The sequence below is a fragment of the Glutamicibacter sp. MNS18 genome (genome assembly GCF_026107515.2).
Taxonomy (GTDB): Bacteria; Actinomycetota; Actinomycetes; order Actinomycetales; family Micrococcaceae; genus Glutamicibacter.
Window position 1 is genome coordinate 300,406 of record NZ_JAPCHW010000001.1, and the last position, 13,537, is coordinate 313,942.

Annotated in this window: 11 protein-coding genes and 1 pseudogene; all 12 read left to right on the forward strand. The window is 65.6% G+C overall.

Translation table 11 applies throughout. The features are described from left to right. Window positions 1-14: 14 nt before the first annotated feature. The 12 genes and pseudogenes from rpmJ to OK351_RS01525 all read left to right on the forward strand — a co-directional run bounded on the left by rpmJ (window position 15) and on the right by OK351_RS01525 (window position 13,533). Window positions 15-128 carry a 50S ribosomal protein L36 gene (rpmJ, locus tag OK351_RS01470; protein ID WP_265155558.1) on the forward strand — a complete coding sequence of 38 codons (114 nt, stop codon included), beginning with the start codon at window positions 15-17 and terminating at the stop codon, window positions 126-128. A gap of 154 nt (window positions 129-282) precedes the next feature. After that, entirely contained in the window at window positions 283-657 is a 375-nt protein-coding gene (gene rpsM / locus OK351_RS01475) for a 30S ribosomal protein S13 (RefSeq protein ID WP_265155559.1), read from the forward strand. Window positions 658-700: 43 nt separating this feature from the next. Continuing rightward, a complete protein-coding gene (gene rpsK / locus OK351_RS01480; RefSeq protein WP_265155560.1) occupies window positions 701-1,102 on the forward strand; it encodes a 30S ribosomal protein S11 in 402 nt (133 codons plus the stop codon). Window positions 1,103-1,261: 159 nt separating this feature from the next. After that, window positions 1,262-2,269 carry a DNA-directed RNA polymerase subunit alpha gene (locus OK351_RS01485; protein ID WP_265155561.1) on the forward strand — a complete coding sequence of 336 codons (1,008 nt, stop codon included), beginning with the start codon at window positions 1,262-1,264 and terminating at the stop codon, window positions 2,267-2,269. An 83-nt stretch (window positions 2,270-2,352) separates the two neighbouring features. Further along, window positions 2,353-2,799 (forward strand): annotated as a pseudogene (rplQ, locus tag OK351_RS01490) (50S ribosomal protein L17); the annotation flags it as partial. 148 nt (window positions 2,800-2,947) lie between these two features. Beyond that, a complete protein-coding gene (gene truA / locus OK351_RS01495) occupies window positions 2,948-3,904 on the forward strand; it encodes a tRNA pseudouridine(38-40) synthase TruA (RefSeq protein ID WP_265155562.1) in 957 nt (318 codons plus the stop codon). Between the two features lie 119 nt (window positions 3,905-4,023). After that, window positions 4,024-6,300 carry a helix-turn-helix transcriptional regulator gene (locus tag OK351_RS01500; protein ID WP_265155563.1) on the forward strand — a complete coding sequence of 759 codons (2,277 nt, stop codon included), beginning with the start codon at window positions 4,024-4,026 and terminating at the stop codon, window positions 6,298-6,300. Then, a complete protein-coding gene (locus OK351_RS01505; RefSeq protein WP_265155564.1) occupies window positions 6,297-8,867 on the forward strand; it encodes a helix-turn-helix transcriptional regulator in 2,571 nt (856 codons plus the stop codon). Before OK351_RS01500 ends, OK351_RS01505 begins: the two co-directional genes overlap by 4 nt. A gap of 645 nt (window positions 8,868-9,512) precedes the next feature. Further along, window positions 9,513-9,956, forward strand: coding sequence for a 50S ribosomal protein L13 (gene rplM / locus OK351_RS01510; RefSeq protein ID WP_265155565.1), 444 nt, complete (start codon window positions 9,513-9,515; stop codon window positions 9,954-9,956). Between the two features lie 37 nt (window positions 9,957-9,993). Further along, on the forward strand, window positions 9,994-10,497 hold the full coding sequence (gene rpsI, locus OK351_RS01515) for a 30S ribosomal protein S9 (RefSeq protein ID WP_265155566.1): 504 nt from the start codon (window positions 9,994-9,996) through the stop codon (window positions 10,495-10,497). A 184-nt stretch (window positions 10,498-10,681) separates the two neighbouring features. After that, entirely contained in the window at window positions 10,682-12,028 is a 1,347-nt protein-coding gene (glmM, locus tag OK351_RS01520; protein WP_265155567.1) for a phosphoglucosamine mutase, read from the forward strand. A 116-nt stretch (window positions 12,029-12,144) separates the two neighbouring features. Beyond that, window positions 12,145-13,533, forward strand: a complete 1,389-nt coding sequence (locus OK351_RS01525) for a UDP-glucose dehydrogenase family protein (RefSeq protein WP_265155568.1) — start codon at window positions 12,145-12,147, stop codon at window positions 13,531-13,533. The last annotated feature ends 4 nt before the right edge of the window (window positions 13,534-13,537 follow it).

Sequence of the window (13,537 nt, forward strand, 5' to 3'; positions counted from 1 at the left end):
AGAGGAGTAAACCCTTGAAGGTTAACCCTAGCGTGAAGCCGATCTGCGACAATTGCAAGGTTATCCGCCGCAATGGTCGTGTCATGGTGATCTGCGAGAACCCACGCCACAAGCAGCGTCAGGGCTAAATCCCATCCGGGATTTTCCCCACGCGTAGTCATGAAAAAGGCAGTGCCGCATCGAAATAACGCGCGATGCATACCCCCGGTTTCGGAGGCTGGGGACCACAGCGATGTGGGATGGCACTGCTACAGACCTCCGAACGTTGAAAGGTAGCCAAATATGGCTCGTTTAGCAGGCGTGGATATTCCACGCGAGAAGCGCGTAATCATCGCGCTGACTTACATCTACGGCGTGGGCAAGACCCGTGCGGAAGAGACCATCGCAGCAACCGGGATCAGCCCGGATACTCGCGTTAAGGATCTCACCGACGCTGAACTGGTTCAGCTGCGTGACTTCATCGAAGGCACCTACAAGGTGGAAGGTGACCTGCGCCGTGAGGTTCAGGCCGACATCCGCCGCAAGGTAGAAATCGGATCCTACGAAGGTATTCGTCACCGTAAGGGTCTGCCGGTTCGCGGTCAGCGCACCAAGACCAACGCTCGTACCCGCAAGGGTCCGAAGCGCACCGTCGCCGGTAAGAAGAAGACTCGCTAAACCCTAGCGGTCTAGATCCAAAAACTTTTTCGTAGGAGAAGAAATGCCCCCTAAGACTCGTGGAGCGGTGCGCAAGCCGCGTCGCAAGGACAAAAAGAATATCGCGCTTGGACAGGCGCACATCAAGAGCACCTTCAACAACACCATCGTGTCGATTACCGACCCGACCGGTGCTGTGATCTCGTGGGCCTCGGCCGGCGAGGTTGGCATGAAGGGTTCGCGTAAGTCGACCCCGTACGCTGCCCAGATGGCTGCCGAGTCCGCTGCAAAGCGCGCTCAGGAGCACGGCATGCGCAAGGTCGACGTTTTCGTCAAGGGCCCGGGCTCGGGACGCGAAACCGCGATCCGTTCGCTGCAGGCTGCTGGCCTCGAGGTCGGGTCCATCCAGGACGTTTCCCCGAGCGCCCACAACGGTTGCCGCCCGCCAAAGCGTCGCCGCGTCTAAATCAACCGCTGGGCCGGTTCAGAACAGTCACCGACACGCATTTTGCCGTCGGTGACCTTCTGGGCCTAAAGCCTGCAACAGACGTACGCCGCCGAGGCTACCGTCGTTTCCACCCCCGTGTTGCGTCATATAGCGGACGCTCGCCGAAAGGAAATGTTAGTGCTCATTACGCAGCGCCCAACCCTGACCGAAGAAGTTGTTTCCGAGAATCGCTCCCGGTTCGTTATCGAACCGCTGGAGCCGGGCTTTGGCTACACCCTAGGTAACTCGCTTCGCCGTACCCTGCTGTCCTCGATCCCCGGTGCCTCCGTCACCAGTGTTCGTATCGACGGGGTCCTGCACGAGTTCTCCACCGTAGCCGGTGTGAAGGAAGACGTCACCGAACTGGTTCTGAACATCAAGAACCTGTCCGTGTCCTCCGAGCACGACGAACCGGTTGTCGCCTACCTGCGCAAGCAGGGCCCGGGCGTCGTCACCGCAGCGGATATCACCCCGCCTGCCGGTGTCGAGTTCCACAACCCGGATCTGCACATCGCCACCTTGAACGCCAACGGCAAGTTCGATATGGAACTGACCATTGAGCGTGGCCGTGGCTACGTGTCCGCTGCCCAGAACAAGAGCGCCGACGCCGAGATCGGCCGGATCCCGGTCGACTCGATCTACTCGCCGGTTCTCAAGGTGACCTTCCGCGTGGAGGCCACCCGTGTTGAGCAGCGTACCGACTTCGATCGCCTGATCGTTGATGTGGAGACCAAGGAATCGATCTCCCCGCGCGATGCCGTGGCATCGGCCGGTACCACCCTGGTGGAACTGTTCGGCTTGTTCCGCGAGCTGAACACCACCGCCGAAGGTATCGAGATCGGCCCATCGCCAACCGACGCAGCCCTGGCTGCCGACATGGCGTTGCCGATCGAGGATCTGGAACTGACCGTGCGTTCGTACAACTGCCTGAAGCGTGAAGGCATCCACTCGGTGGGTGAACTGGTCACCCGCTCGGAGGCCGACCTGATGGACATCCGCAACTTCGGTGCGAAGTCCATTGACGAAGTCAAGGCAAAGCTTGTTGAACTCGGATTGGCCCTGAAGGATTCCCCTCCAGGATTCGATCTCGGTTCCCGTGCCGCCATGGAAGATGGCGACGATGTCTACGGAGACGGCAGCCTCTAGGCACCGCGTCTGGCGACAAACTACTTCATCCGTGAAGCCGGTTCGCCCCGGCAGCACAGGATTATTCATCTAGGAGAACACCAATGCCAACCCCACCAAAGGGTCCGCGTCTCGGAGGCAGTGCAGCACACGAGCGACTGATCCTCGCCAACCTGTCTGCACAGCTGTTCGAGAACAAGCAGATCACCACCACCCTGACCCGTGCCAAGCGTCTTCGCCCGCACGCAGAGCGCCTGATCACCTTCGCCAAGCGCGGAGACCTGGCCTCGCGTCGTCGTGTGCAGGCCGTTATCGCTTCGCGCAGCCGCACCAACAAGTCGATCGTTCACGAACTGTTCGAGAACATCGCACCGGTCATGGCCAACCGTGAAGGCGGCTACACCCGCATCACCAAGATCGGCAACCGCAAGGGCGACAACGCCCCGATGGCTGTCATCGAACTGGTCATGGAGCCTGTTTCCCCGAAGCAGGCCGTGGTGAAGGAAGCCGAAAAGGCCGCCGAGAACGCCGCACCAGAGGCAACCGAAGAGGCCTAAGCAGCCATCACAGGTTAGCCACGCCCACCGTTGCACGGTGAGACAAGGGCCCCGGGAGGTAGCTCCCGGGGTCTTTGCCATGCCCGGAAGGAGGAGCCTCGGCGATTCGCGGGGCCGTGAGGTCACACCCCATAATTGAGCTATGAGCAGTAGCGCAGAAACCATCAACCCCTTTGGAGCCCTGGTCACCGAGGGCAGCGTCGAACCGGCCAGCATCAGGCTGCGGATGCGCATCGGGTACGACGGCTCGGCCTTCCACGGCTGGGCACGCCAACCCAACGTGTTGGGGGTGCAGCAGTTGATCGAGGAGGGGCTGGCGATGCTGATCCGCCGCCCGGTGCGGGTCACCGTGGCCGGCCGCACCGACGCCGGCGTGCACGCCCGAGCCCAGGTGGTGCACTTCGATCTGACCCCCACCGAATACCGGCAGCTGCCCCGGCGCTCGGAACTGAGCCCGGCCGATGCCCTGGTCCGTCGCCTGAACGGGGTATTGGGGCCGCAGGAGGGGGCAGTGCTGATCCTCGACGCGCAACGGGCCGAGGACGGCTTCGACGCCAGGTTCTCGGCCCTGCAACGCCGCTACTCCTACCGCATTGCCGACGGCCTGCAGCGCTGGGATCCGCTGACCCGGCAGCTGACCATGTGGCACCGCGAGGAACTGGACGTGGAGGCCATGAACGCCGAGGCGCGCAGCGTCCTGGGCCGCCACGATTTCCTCTCCTACTGCAAACCACGGCCGGATGCGACCACCATCCGCACCCTGCAGGAATTCTCCTTTACCCGCGGGGAGGACGGGATCATCAACGCGCACCTGGTGGCCGACGCCTTCTGCCACAATATGGTCCGTGCCCTGATCGGCGCCGCGGTGATGGTGGGGGACGGGCGCGAAAAGCCCGGGTTCCTGGCCCAACGGCTGGTGGCCATGGTGCGCGACTCGAAGACCAAGCTGGCCCACCCGCGGGCGCTGGTGCTCGAGGAGGTGCGCTACCCGGGGGCCGCGGAACTGGCCGTTCGTGCCGCGCAAACGCGCGCCAAACGCCGCATTGACGAGGTCGTAATCCCTCCATTGGCGGACGAAGAATGGCCAACCGGTCATTGACAGCCGGTACAGGTCAGGGCGAAGATGGCAGTTGGCGGCGCTTTCGACCGTCCACAGGGATGCCGGCCGATGAAACCACTACGTAGCCGGCCCACGGTACAGCCAGGAGCGCAGAGCAGGTGAAGGTCCGCGAGCAGATTGTCCATCAGGTACTGGCGGGATTGGATGAGCACCAGGTCATCATCGTCGAAGGTGCCGCGGGCTCCGGGAAATCCGCGGTGCTCAATTCGTTGCGCCAACAACTGGGCACCCGCACCAGCCTGCTGGTTCTCTGCGATCCCGCGGACAAGGACATCCCCTATGCCGCGGTGGGACACCTGGTCAGCACGCCGGCCACCGCGTACGCGGACCTGCTGGCCTGCCTGGAGCGGGCCACCCGCCCGGTGCTGCTGATCGACGACTTCGACCAGCTGGACCATTCCTCCCGCCGGTTGCTGCTCTGGGCCCTGGGACAGCACCAGGCCCACGCGGTGATCTGCTGCCACCGCCTGGATACCCAGGACGAGCTGGTTGAACTGCTCATCCAATCCGATGCCCAGCGGCTGCGGTTGCGGCCTCTGGACCGGGAAGAGATCCGCAGCCTCCTGGCCGAGGTCTGGGGCAGGGAACCGTTGCCCTGGCAGGTGCTGGCCGCGGCACGCTACACCGCCTCGAACCTGCTGGCGGTGGACACCCTTGCCCGCTTCACCAGCCAGAACATGCCCGAGGCCACCGGCCCGGCGCAATGGCAGGAACAGTTCCTGCTGCCCTTCGATGGCTCGCATTCAACGCTGCGGGCCTTCACGTCCCGGCTGCGCCACGCGTACGGTCCGCAGGTCATGGACGCCGCCCGGCTGTTGTCGGTGATCGGTCCCTGCCCACCGTCCCAGGCGGTGCGCCTGGTGGGTACCGAACGGCTCGAGATCCTGCAGGACCTGGGCCTGCTCGCCGCACCCGACCGCCAGTCCAACGTGCAACTGGCCAACGGCCTGCTGGACTTGGGCCTGCGCATCGAATTGCTGGACCCCTCCGGCCTGGACGACTTCGCCGACCTGGTCCACCGCCACCTGCAGGAGCCCGGATACCGGCCCCCGGCGGCCCACGTGCTGTGGTGGCAACATGCCGGGCTGGAAGTGGGTATAGAAGTGCTGCTCACCGCGGCCCGCGACGCCCTGGGACACGGCCACCCCCAGCTGGCCCTGCTGATCCTGGCCCAAAGCCGGGGTGCTGCCGCCCACTGGTTGCGGGCCGAAGCCCACGTGCTGGAAGGCCGGGCCACCGAGGCCCGCGAGCAGGCCCAGGCGGGTCTGGACCAGCCCGGGGGACAAGACCGTTTGGGCGCGGCCGAAGCGCTGGTCTGTGTTGCCACCGGACTCTGGCCCGAACAGTCCGCACGCTGCGCCGGGGTGGGCGGACTGGAGCTGTGCGCCGCGGTTGTCCTAGCCGGAATGCACGGAAAATACGAACAGGTCCTGGAACTGGCCGAGCAGGCCGGGAGCGCCCTGGATCTGACCATGTGGCAGAACATCACGGCCCTGGCGGCCATCGCCGAGGCCATGCTCGGCCACGGTACCCGCGCCCTGGCCCGGATCAGGAGTATCGGCCACCTGCAGACCACGGCCTCGGCCATCACCCGGCAGAACGTTGCCGACGCGCTGCGCACCGTGCTGTTCCTGACCGGGGAATGGAAGGAACTGGAGCAATACATTGACGAGGGCTACGCACTGCAGGCGGTCGTTGACCGCTCGGGCTTCAGCACGGAACTCTCGGTGCTGATGAACCAGCCCTCGGGTGCACCCTTGAACCCCATCGAGCACGGCACCCCGGCCCCGCTGGGTACGGTCCAGCTGCGCGAACTGGCACACCTGGTCACCGACCTGCAGGGGGATCCGCTGCGGCTGATCGGGCGGATCCGCGAGCTGGCCGAGCGGCACGGGACAGACCTCGCCCCCGGGGTGAAGCTGTTCTTCCATGCGTGGTCACACCGTATCGAACAGCTTGCCGGGCAGCAGCCCGGGGCCGAATCGATGCGGCAGCTTGAACATGATGCCTCCAGGGCAACCAGCCGGCTGGCCCAGGTGCTCTCCCTCTACGCCCGGGCGCACGCCGAATCAGACCCGCTGCTGGCCCGGATGGCCCGCGAGCAGGCCGGGCAGGCCGGGATCACCAACTGGCTGCCCGAACCCGCCACCGGCTCCGTGGTGGATCCACGGCAGGTGTTCAGCCAACTGAGCGACCGCGAATACCAGGTGTCCGCACTGGCCGCGGCTGGAGCCCGCAACCAGCAGATCGCCGTCGACCTGGACCTGTCCGTACGCACGGTGGAAACACACCTGCGTAACGCCTACAGGAAACTGGGGATTTCCAGCCGCCACGAGCTGTCCAGCCGCTTCACGGCCCTGGCGGAGAAAGCATGAGCGGCCCGCTGCCGGGCGCGGAAGCCAGACTGATCCAGGACCTGCTGGAGCAGGGAGCCGGCCGGCACCGCTGGGGATGGGTGATCCACGACGGTTTCCTGGACAGCCTGGATCTGTGGACCGGCCAGCTGCGGCAACACCCGGGGCTTCACCTGCTGGGCCGCATCAGGGCCACCGGGATGCCCGGGACCGAAGGCGCGGACCTGCAGCCGCTGGCGGCCCAACTCGGTGGCGCGCTGGCCGCGGAATCCGTCCAGGGCCCGGCCGCAGGACTGTTCGGTGCACTGGAGCATTTCCGCCGGTTGCTTGAGAGCCGGCCAGGCACTCCGGTCCTGGTCATCCAGCAACCGGCCGACCTGGACGGGTTCAGCCAGCGGGTGCTGGGAGCCCTGGCCCAGGAGGGACGGCTGCGTCTGGCCCTGCACCTGGTACCGGGCGGCACGCTGCCGGTGCGCTGGCTGCGCTGGGACGAGGCCGGCTACCTGGTCCATTGTCCGGTGCTGCGCCTGCCCGCGGCACGGATCCCGGAGCTGTTCCGGGTGACCGGCCCGATTCCGGTGCCCGAGTTGTGCGCCATCGGCTTGCACCACGCCACCGGGGGAGAGCAGCGGGTACTGGACGCGCTGCTTCAGCACACCGACCCGGAACAGCTCAGGTCCCGGTTGACCACCGGACGGATCGGAGGGCTGACCGGATCGGGGCAGCTGTCGAACCTCTTGCGGCTACGCCGGGTCCGGCTGCTGCCCGAACTGCGTGAGCTGCTCGACCTGTGTGCACTGGCCGGGCACCTGCCGGTGGCCGTGGCCCGCCGCCTGTCCGGCCGCGCGGTACTGGACCAGCTGACCGCCGGGGGACTGCTCCGGCGCGAATGGTGCTCCGGAACCATGGTGGTCGCCCTGAACGGGACACTGCTCGGCGAGTACTGGACGGCCCTGCTCTCACCCTACGACCAGGTACGCCTGGCCGAGCGGCTGGAAGCCGAAACCCCGTGCTGCCAGGTCGGCAGCATCAACCGTCGGTTGGTGCAGCTGGGCCGCCTGGAATCCCCTGACACCGGGGAACTGTGCCAGGCCCTGGACCTGGCCTGCGACCGGGGAGAGTTCGCCGCGGCCGAAAGGCTCGCCCGGGCCCTCCGGGAGCAGCTGGGCAGCCTGCGCTCGCAGCAGGGCTACCAGCAGGCGCTGACCGCGTTGGCCCGGCATGCCGCGCTGCTCCAGGGTCCCTACCAGGCGCTGCGGGTGCTCAACTCCCGGACGGGTCCGCACCGGTACGACTGGAGCGACCCGGCCGGCACGGCCCTGGTGGTGCAGCAATGCCTCGAAACCGGGCGGCTGCTGCCCACCGCACAACGCCTGGCCGTCCTGGGCTCGCTGCCCGTCCCGGCCGAACACGGGGATCCGGCGTTCTGGGCCCTGCTGCCAGCCGATGAGTTGCATGGGCACATGCGCCGTGGCCTGGCCGCGGCGCTGAACGCCAACCTGCGCGGCGCGGTGGTGCACTTCATCGCCGGACTGCGCAAATGCGGGCTGCACCCGCAATCCTCCAACGCCCGGACGCTGCGGGTCAGCTTCCTGGCCAATGCGGCGATCTGCCTGGCCCTGGGCGGCTACCACCGGCAGTGGAACACCCTGCTCGCCCGGTTGCGTGAACAGCCGGCACCGTGGCACGCCCACGCCGCACCGGCCTGGCATGCGGCGCAGGGCATGATCCAGCTGCAGGACGGGGACCTGGAGGACGGGCGCCGGATGTTGGCCGAGGCCGCGGCCCTGGCCCGGGACGTGGACCAGAACAATGTCAGCGACGGGGCACACGCCTTCGAGGTCTGGCTTGGCGCCCAGCAGCTGAACGACGAGCCGTCCACGGCCCGCACCCCGCTGCCGCTCAGTGAACTGCTGGGCCTGGGTCGAGGCGCGCTGGAGGAGGAGCTGAGCCAGGCCCTGATGCGCGAGCCGGAGGCGTTGGCCAGGGCCCTGGAACTGGCCCACGGGCTGCAGGATCCGCGGGGCCGGGCGATCAGCCTGGCCACCCGGGCCGAACTGGGATTGCTGGATCCGCTGGAGGCGGTGGGCACGCTGCGGGAGATGGGCCAGGATTTCCTGGCCGCCTGGCTGGTGGACGGGATCCTGCTGCGGCGCATGCTGGTGCACGTGGTCGACATGCCCATCCCGCAATCCCGGCGCATTGAGGAGCTGATGGCCTTCACCGGCGAATTGATCCGCCGTTGCGAATCCGTGCAGCTGCCACCCTTGCCGGCCCCGCTGGTCCAGGTGCTGCGCACCGCACCGGAACAATCGCTGCCGGTCCTGCCCTTTGCGGCCCACGAAGCCAAACGCCGCAAGCTGACCCAGCGGGAGGCGCAGATCCTCGGCCTGGTGCGTTGCGGCCGCGGCAACCGCGACATCGCCCGCGAGCTGACCGTGTCCATCCGTACCGTGGAGGGGCATATCGCCGCCATCCTGGACAAATACGCGCTGGGCAGCCGGGCGCTGCTGGCCGCCGAGGACATCGGGGCACACGAGCACCGCCACTACGTAATCGGGAACCAAAGACAAGTAGTCACTGCGTAATGCGCTTAACCTGGCGACGGCCTATTCTGGTGATGGAAAGTGACGAGCACAATACCGGCGGCACTTGCGATGGGGATTGCAAGAGAAGGCACAACTGCCACCGGGTGTACGTCCCGGTTTCCGGACACCGCAATGTCTTGTGTTGCACAGGCCTGCTGGACTGAACCCGTGGACCGGCACCTTGTCCGGCACCTTCCGGCGACCAACCTCGCAGTTCGCATTTTTGGGGGGAACTGCGTGCGAGGCGCACCAACGGTGGTCACCACCAGCGCGCGGCGTGCGGGAACCAGCGGTTCCCGCACGCCGGCCGCGCAGCCCCAATGTGACGGAAACTACCCCTGATCCACCGAACATCGCAGGTGGAACCGGACACTGAGAATTGGTGGTTGGGCCGAAGATCCGGTAAACTCTTCTAAGTTGTGTGTGTCCACGTTCGACACTACGTACCATGGCGTGACGGCTTAGTTGCATAGTCGCTGGTCTGCCCGGTATGCGAACACCTATGGACAGCCGGTTAAATCAGTCCTCACCTGACGTACTGGTCCAAACACAAGAATAAACACGACAGTGCTCGTCCCTGATGGATCTCACGCCATGACACAAGCGGCTGTTTGACCAGAAACGAATCAACGTAAGGCAATTACTGTGCGTACGTACACCCCTAAGCCTGCTGACCAGACCCGTCAGTGGCATGTCATTGACGCCACCGACGTCGTTCTCGGACGTCTGGCTGTCGAAGCAGCTGTTCTGCTGCGCGGCAAGCACAAGGCAACTTTCGCCCCCCATATGGACATGGGCGATCACGTCATCATTATCAACGCCGAGAAGGTTGCCCTGACCGGCAACAAGCTCGTGCAGAAGCGCGCCTACCGCCACTCGGGCTTCCCGGGCGGCCTGAAGAGCACTTCCTACGCCGAACTGCTGGAGAAGAATCCAGTTCAGGCTGTGGAGAAGGCCATTCGCGGCATGCTTCCGAAGAACAAGCTGTCGGGCGCCCAGCTGAGCAAGCTGAAGGTCTACCGCGGCGCTGAGCACCCACACGCTGCCCAGGCTCCGAAGCCATTCGACATCACCCAGGTCGCACAGTAGTCCTGGCCCCGAGTAGAAAACTTATTAGGAGATAATCGTGGCTCAGAACGCTGAAGAGATCAACGAATTCGAAGGCGACGCACCGTCGGCCTACACCACCGAGACCAGCGCGTCCGCTGCTTCGAGCACCGACGTCGAGCGCGCCCCATTGACCGTTTCCGGCGGTGCCGTGGGACGTCGCAAGCAGGCTATCGCCCGCGTGCGTCTGGTTCCGGGTTCCGGCAAGTGGACCCTGAACGGTCGCGACCTGGCAACCTACTTCCCGAACAAGCTGCACCAGCAGGATGTCAATGAGCCTTTCAAGGTTCTTGGCCTGGAAGACGCCTACGACGTGTTCGCACGCATCCACGGCGGTGGCCCTTCGGGTCAGGCCGGTGCCCTGCGTTTGGGTATCGCCCGCGCGCTGAACGAAATTGATCGTGACGCCAACCGTCCGACCCTGAAGAAGGCCGGATACCTGACTCGTGACGCCCGCGTCATCGAGCGCAAGAAGGCCGGTCTGAAGAAGGCCCGCAAGGCCTCGCAGTTCTCGAAGCGCTAAACCCTACCGCTTCGCGCAAACCCCGCACCCGTTCACCGGGTGTGGGGTTTGTCCCATTTAACGTGTATCCAAGGCCAAATCAGCCCGGTTCATCCGATGCCCGATCAGGATTTTGTGCGGATGTTTCGGCCAAAGGGCACAAATGGCCCGGAACCCCGGGGCACACCACTTATGATTGAGGGTGATGGCAAGGTTATTTGGGACCGATGGGGTCCGTGGAAAAGCAAACGAGTTGTTGACACCGGAGCTGGCGATGCGTCTGTCGCAGGCAGCCTCGGTGGTTTTGGGATTAAGCCAGTCCGAGGACGGCCGACGCCCAGTAGCCGTAGTGGCGAAGGACCCGCGGATCAGCGGTGACTTCCTCTCCGCTGCGATTGAAGCGGGCCTGTCGGCCTCCGGGATCGACGTGAAGGATGCCGGCACACTGCCCACGCCGGCCGCCGCCTTCCTGGTCGGGGACCTGGGCGCGGACTTCGGCGTGATGATCTCCGCCTCGCACAACGCGGCCCCGGATAACGGAATCAAGTTCCTGGCCCGCGGCGGCAAGAAACTCGACGACGCCTTGGAAGACGCGATCGAGGCCTGCCTGACAATGGAGCCACCACGGCCCACCGGTGGTGCCGTCGGACGGGTCGCCCGTTTCGCCGATGCCGAGGACCGCTACATCATCCACCTGCTGCAGACCCTGCCCAACCGCCTGGACGGGATCAAGGTGGTCCTGGACTGCGCCCACGGGGCGGCCTCGGGCTGCTCTCCGGAGGTCTTCAACGCCGCCGGCGCAGAGGTCTTTGTCATTGGCGCGGAACCCGATGGCATCAACATCAATGACGGCTACGGTTCCACCCACCTGGAGAAGCTGCAGGCCGCCGTGCTGGAGCATGGTGCGGACCTGGGGATCGCCCACGATGGCGACGCCGACCGCTGCCTGGCCGTGGACCACGAAGGAAATGTGGTGGACGGGGACCAGATCATGGCGATCATGGCGTTGGCCCTCAAGGACCAGGGCAAGCTCAAGGACGACACCCTGGTGGCCACCGTGATGAGCAACCTCGGCCTGAAGCTGGCCATGGAAGCCAACGGCATCACCGTGAAGCAGACCGCGGTGGGTGACCGCTACGTGCTCGAAAGCATGAACGCCCACGGCTACTCGCTCGGTGGCGAACAGTCCGGGCACGTGATCTTCGCCGACTACGCCACCACCGGGGACGGGGTGCTCACCGGCCTGCAGCTAGCCGCCCGGGTGAAGTCCACCGGCAAGTCCCTGAAGGAACTGGCCTCGGTACTCACGGTGCTGCCGCAGGTGCTGATCAACGTGCGCGGCGTGGACAAGGGCGCGGTCAGTGACAGCGATCCGGTGCTCACCGCCGTGGCCGAGACCGAGGAGCGGCTCGGCTCCACCGGGCGGGTGCTGTTACGCCCCTCGGGCACCGAACCGGTGGTCCGCGTGATGGTCGAGGCCGCCACCCAGGAACAGGCCCAGAGCGAAGCGGAGCTACTGGCCGACAGCGTCTTGGAGCACCTGGCACTCTGAGCATCAGCTGAAAGTTCGTGAAGTATTCACCCCCGGACCGCCCCGCCAGACGGGTTGCGGCCGGGGGTGAGTCATAGACTCACAGTGTTGAGTCCAAAACTAACGGGGAGTACTGCGTGAGCCTACGCGTTAGCGTCATCGGCACCGGATACCTGGGTGCCACCCATGCGGCCTGCATGGCCGAACTCGGTTTCCAGGTCATCGGACTGGACGTGGATCGGGAGAAACTCCAGGCACTGGCCCAGGGAATCCTGCCCTTCCACGAGCCGGGCCTGCCCGAGCTGCTGAAAAAGCATGTGGCCAGCGGACGGCTGCGCTTCACCGACTCGTATGCCGAAGTGGCCGCCGAGGCGGATATCCACTTCATCACCGTGGGCACCCCGCAGCGCACGGACTCGCAATCGGCGGATATGAGTTACGTGGACGGGTCGGTGGACAGCCTGCTGGACCATGTCACCGGCAGCGCGCTGATCGTGGGCAAGTCGACCGTCCCGGTGGGCACCGCCCGCCGGCTGAGCGAACGCATCACCGAAATCGCGCGCCCCGGCGCGCAGGTCTCGCTGGCCTGGAACCCGGAGTTCCTGCGTGAGGGTTTTGCCGTCAAGGACACCCTGGCCCCGGACCGGCTGGTCTACGGTGTGCAGAACGAGGCGGACCTGGCGCTGATCCGTAAGGTCTACGCCCCGATCCTGGCCAATCACACCCCCGAGGTGGTCACCGACCTGGAGACCTCCGAACTGGTCAAGGTGGCCGCCAACGCGTTTTTGGCCACCAAGATCTCCTTCATCAACGCCTTCGCCGAGGTCACCGAGACCGTGGGTGGGGATATCCGCACCCTGGCCGATGCCATCGGCTACGACGCGCGGATCGGACGGCGCTTCCTGAACGCCGGAGTGGGCTTCGGCGGTGGCTGCCTGCCCAAGGACATCCGCGCCCTGCAGGCCAGGGTCTCGGAACTCGGACTGAGCCAGACCATGGGCTTCTTGGCCGAGGTGGACCAGATCAACCTGCGCCGCCGCGACCGGATGGTCTCGGTGACCGAGTCCATGCTGGACTACAGCGTGGCCGGCAAGAAGGTCTGCGTACTGGGCGTGACCTTCAAACCCGACAGCGACGACGTGCGTGACTCACCGGCCCTGGACATCGCCGTGCGGCTCTACAACTCCGGTGCCGACGTCTCGGTGTACGACCCGCAGGGCAATGAGAACGCCCGTCGCCGCTTCCCCCGGCTGAGTTATGTCGGATCGTGGGAAGAAGCCGCGGCCAAGGCGGACGTGGTGCTGCTGCTTACCGAATGGGATGAATTCCGGGCCCTGCAACCGGCGCAGCTGGCAAACCTGGTCAACCAGCGGCAGCTGATCGACGGACGCAACGTGCTGGACAGGGATGCCTGGCGGGAAGCCGGGTGGACCATGACCGGGCCAGGGGAACGCTTCGAGGTACCGAGCCCCGACCTGGACACCCGGGCCATGACCGTGGTCCCGGTGCCCGGTGCGCAGGCCTGAGACC

Bases quoted from the DNA above. Each gene is read 5' to 3' on its own strand.
- rpsM (WP_265155559.1), top strand. From the start codon at position 283: ATGGCTCGTTTAGCAGGCGTGGATATTCCACGCGAGAAGCGCGTAATC.
- rpsK (WP_265155560.1), top strand. From the start codon at position 701: ATGCCCCCTAAGACTCGTGGAGCGGTGCGCAAGCCGCGTCGCAAGGAC.
- truA (WP_265155562.1), top strand. From the start codon at position 2,948: ATGAGCAGTAGCGCAGAAACCATCAACCCCTTTGGAGCCCTGGTCACC.
- OK351_RS01505 (WP_265155564.1), top strand. From the start codon at position 6,297: ATGAGCGGCCCGCTGCCGGGCGCGGAAGCCAGACTGATCCAGGACCTG.
- glmM (WP_265155567.1), top strand. From the start codon at position 10,682: ATGGCAAGGTTATTTGGGACCGATGGGGTCCGTGGAAAAGCAAACGAG.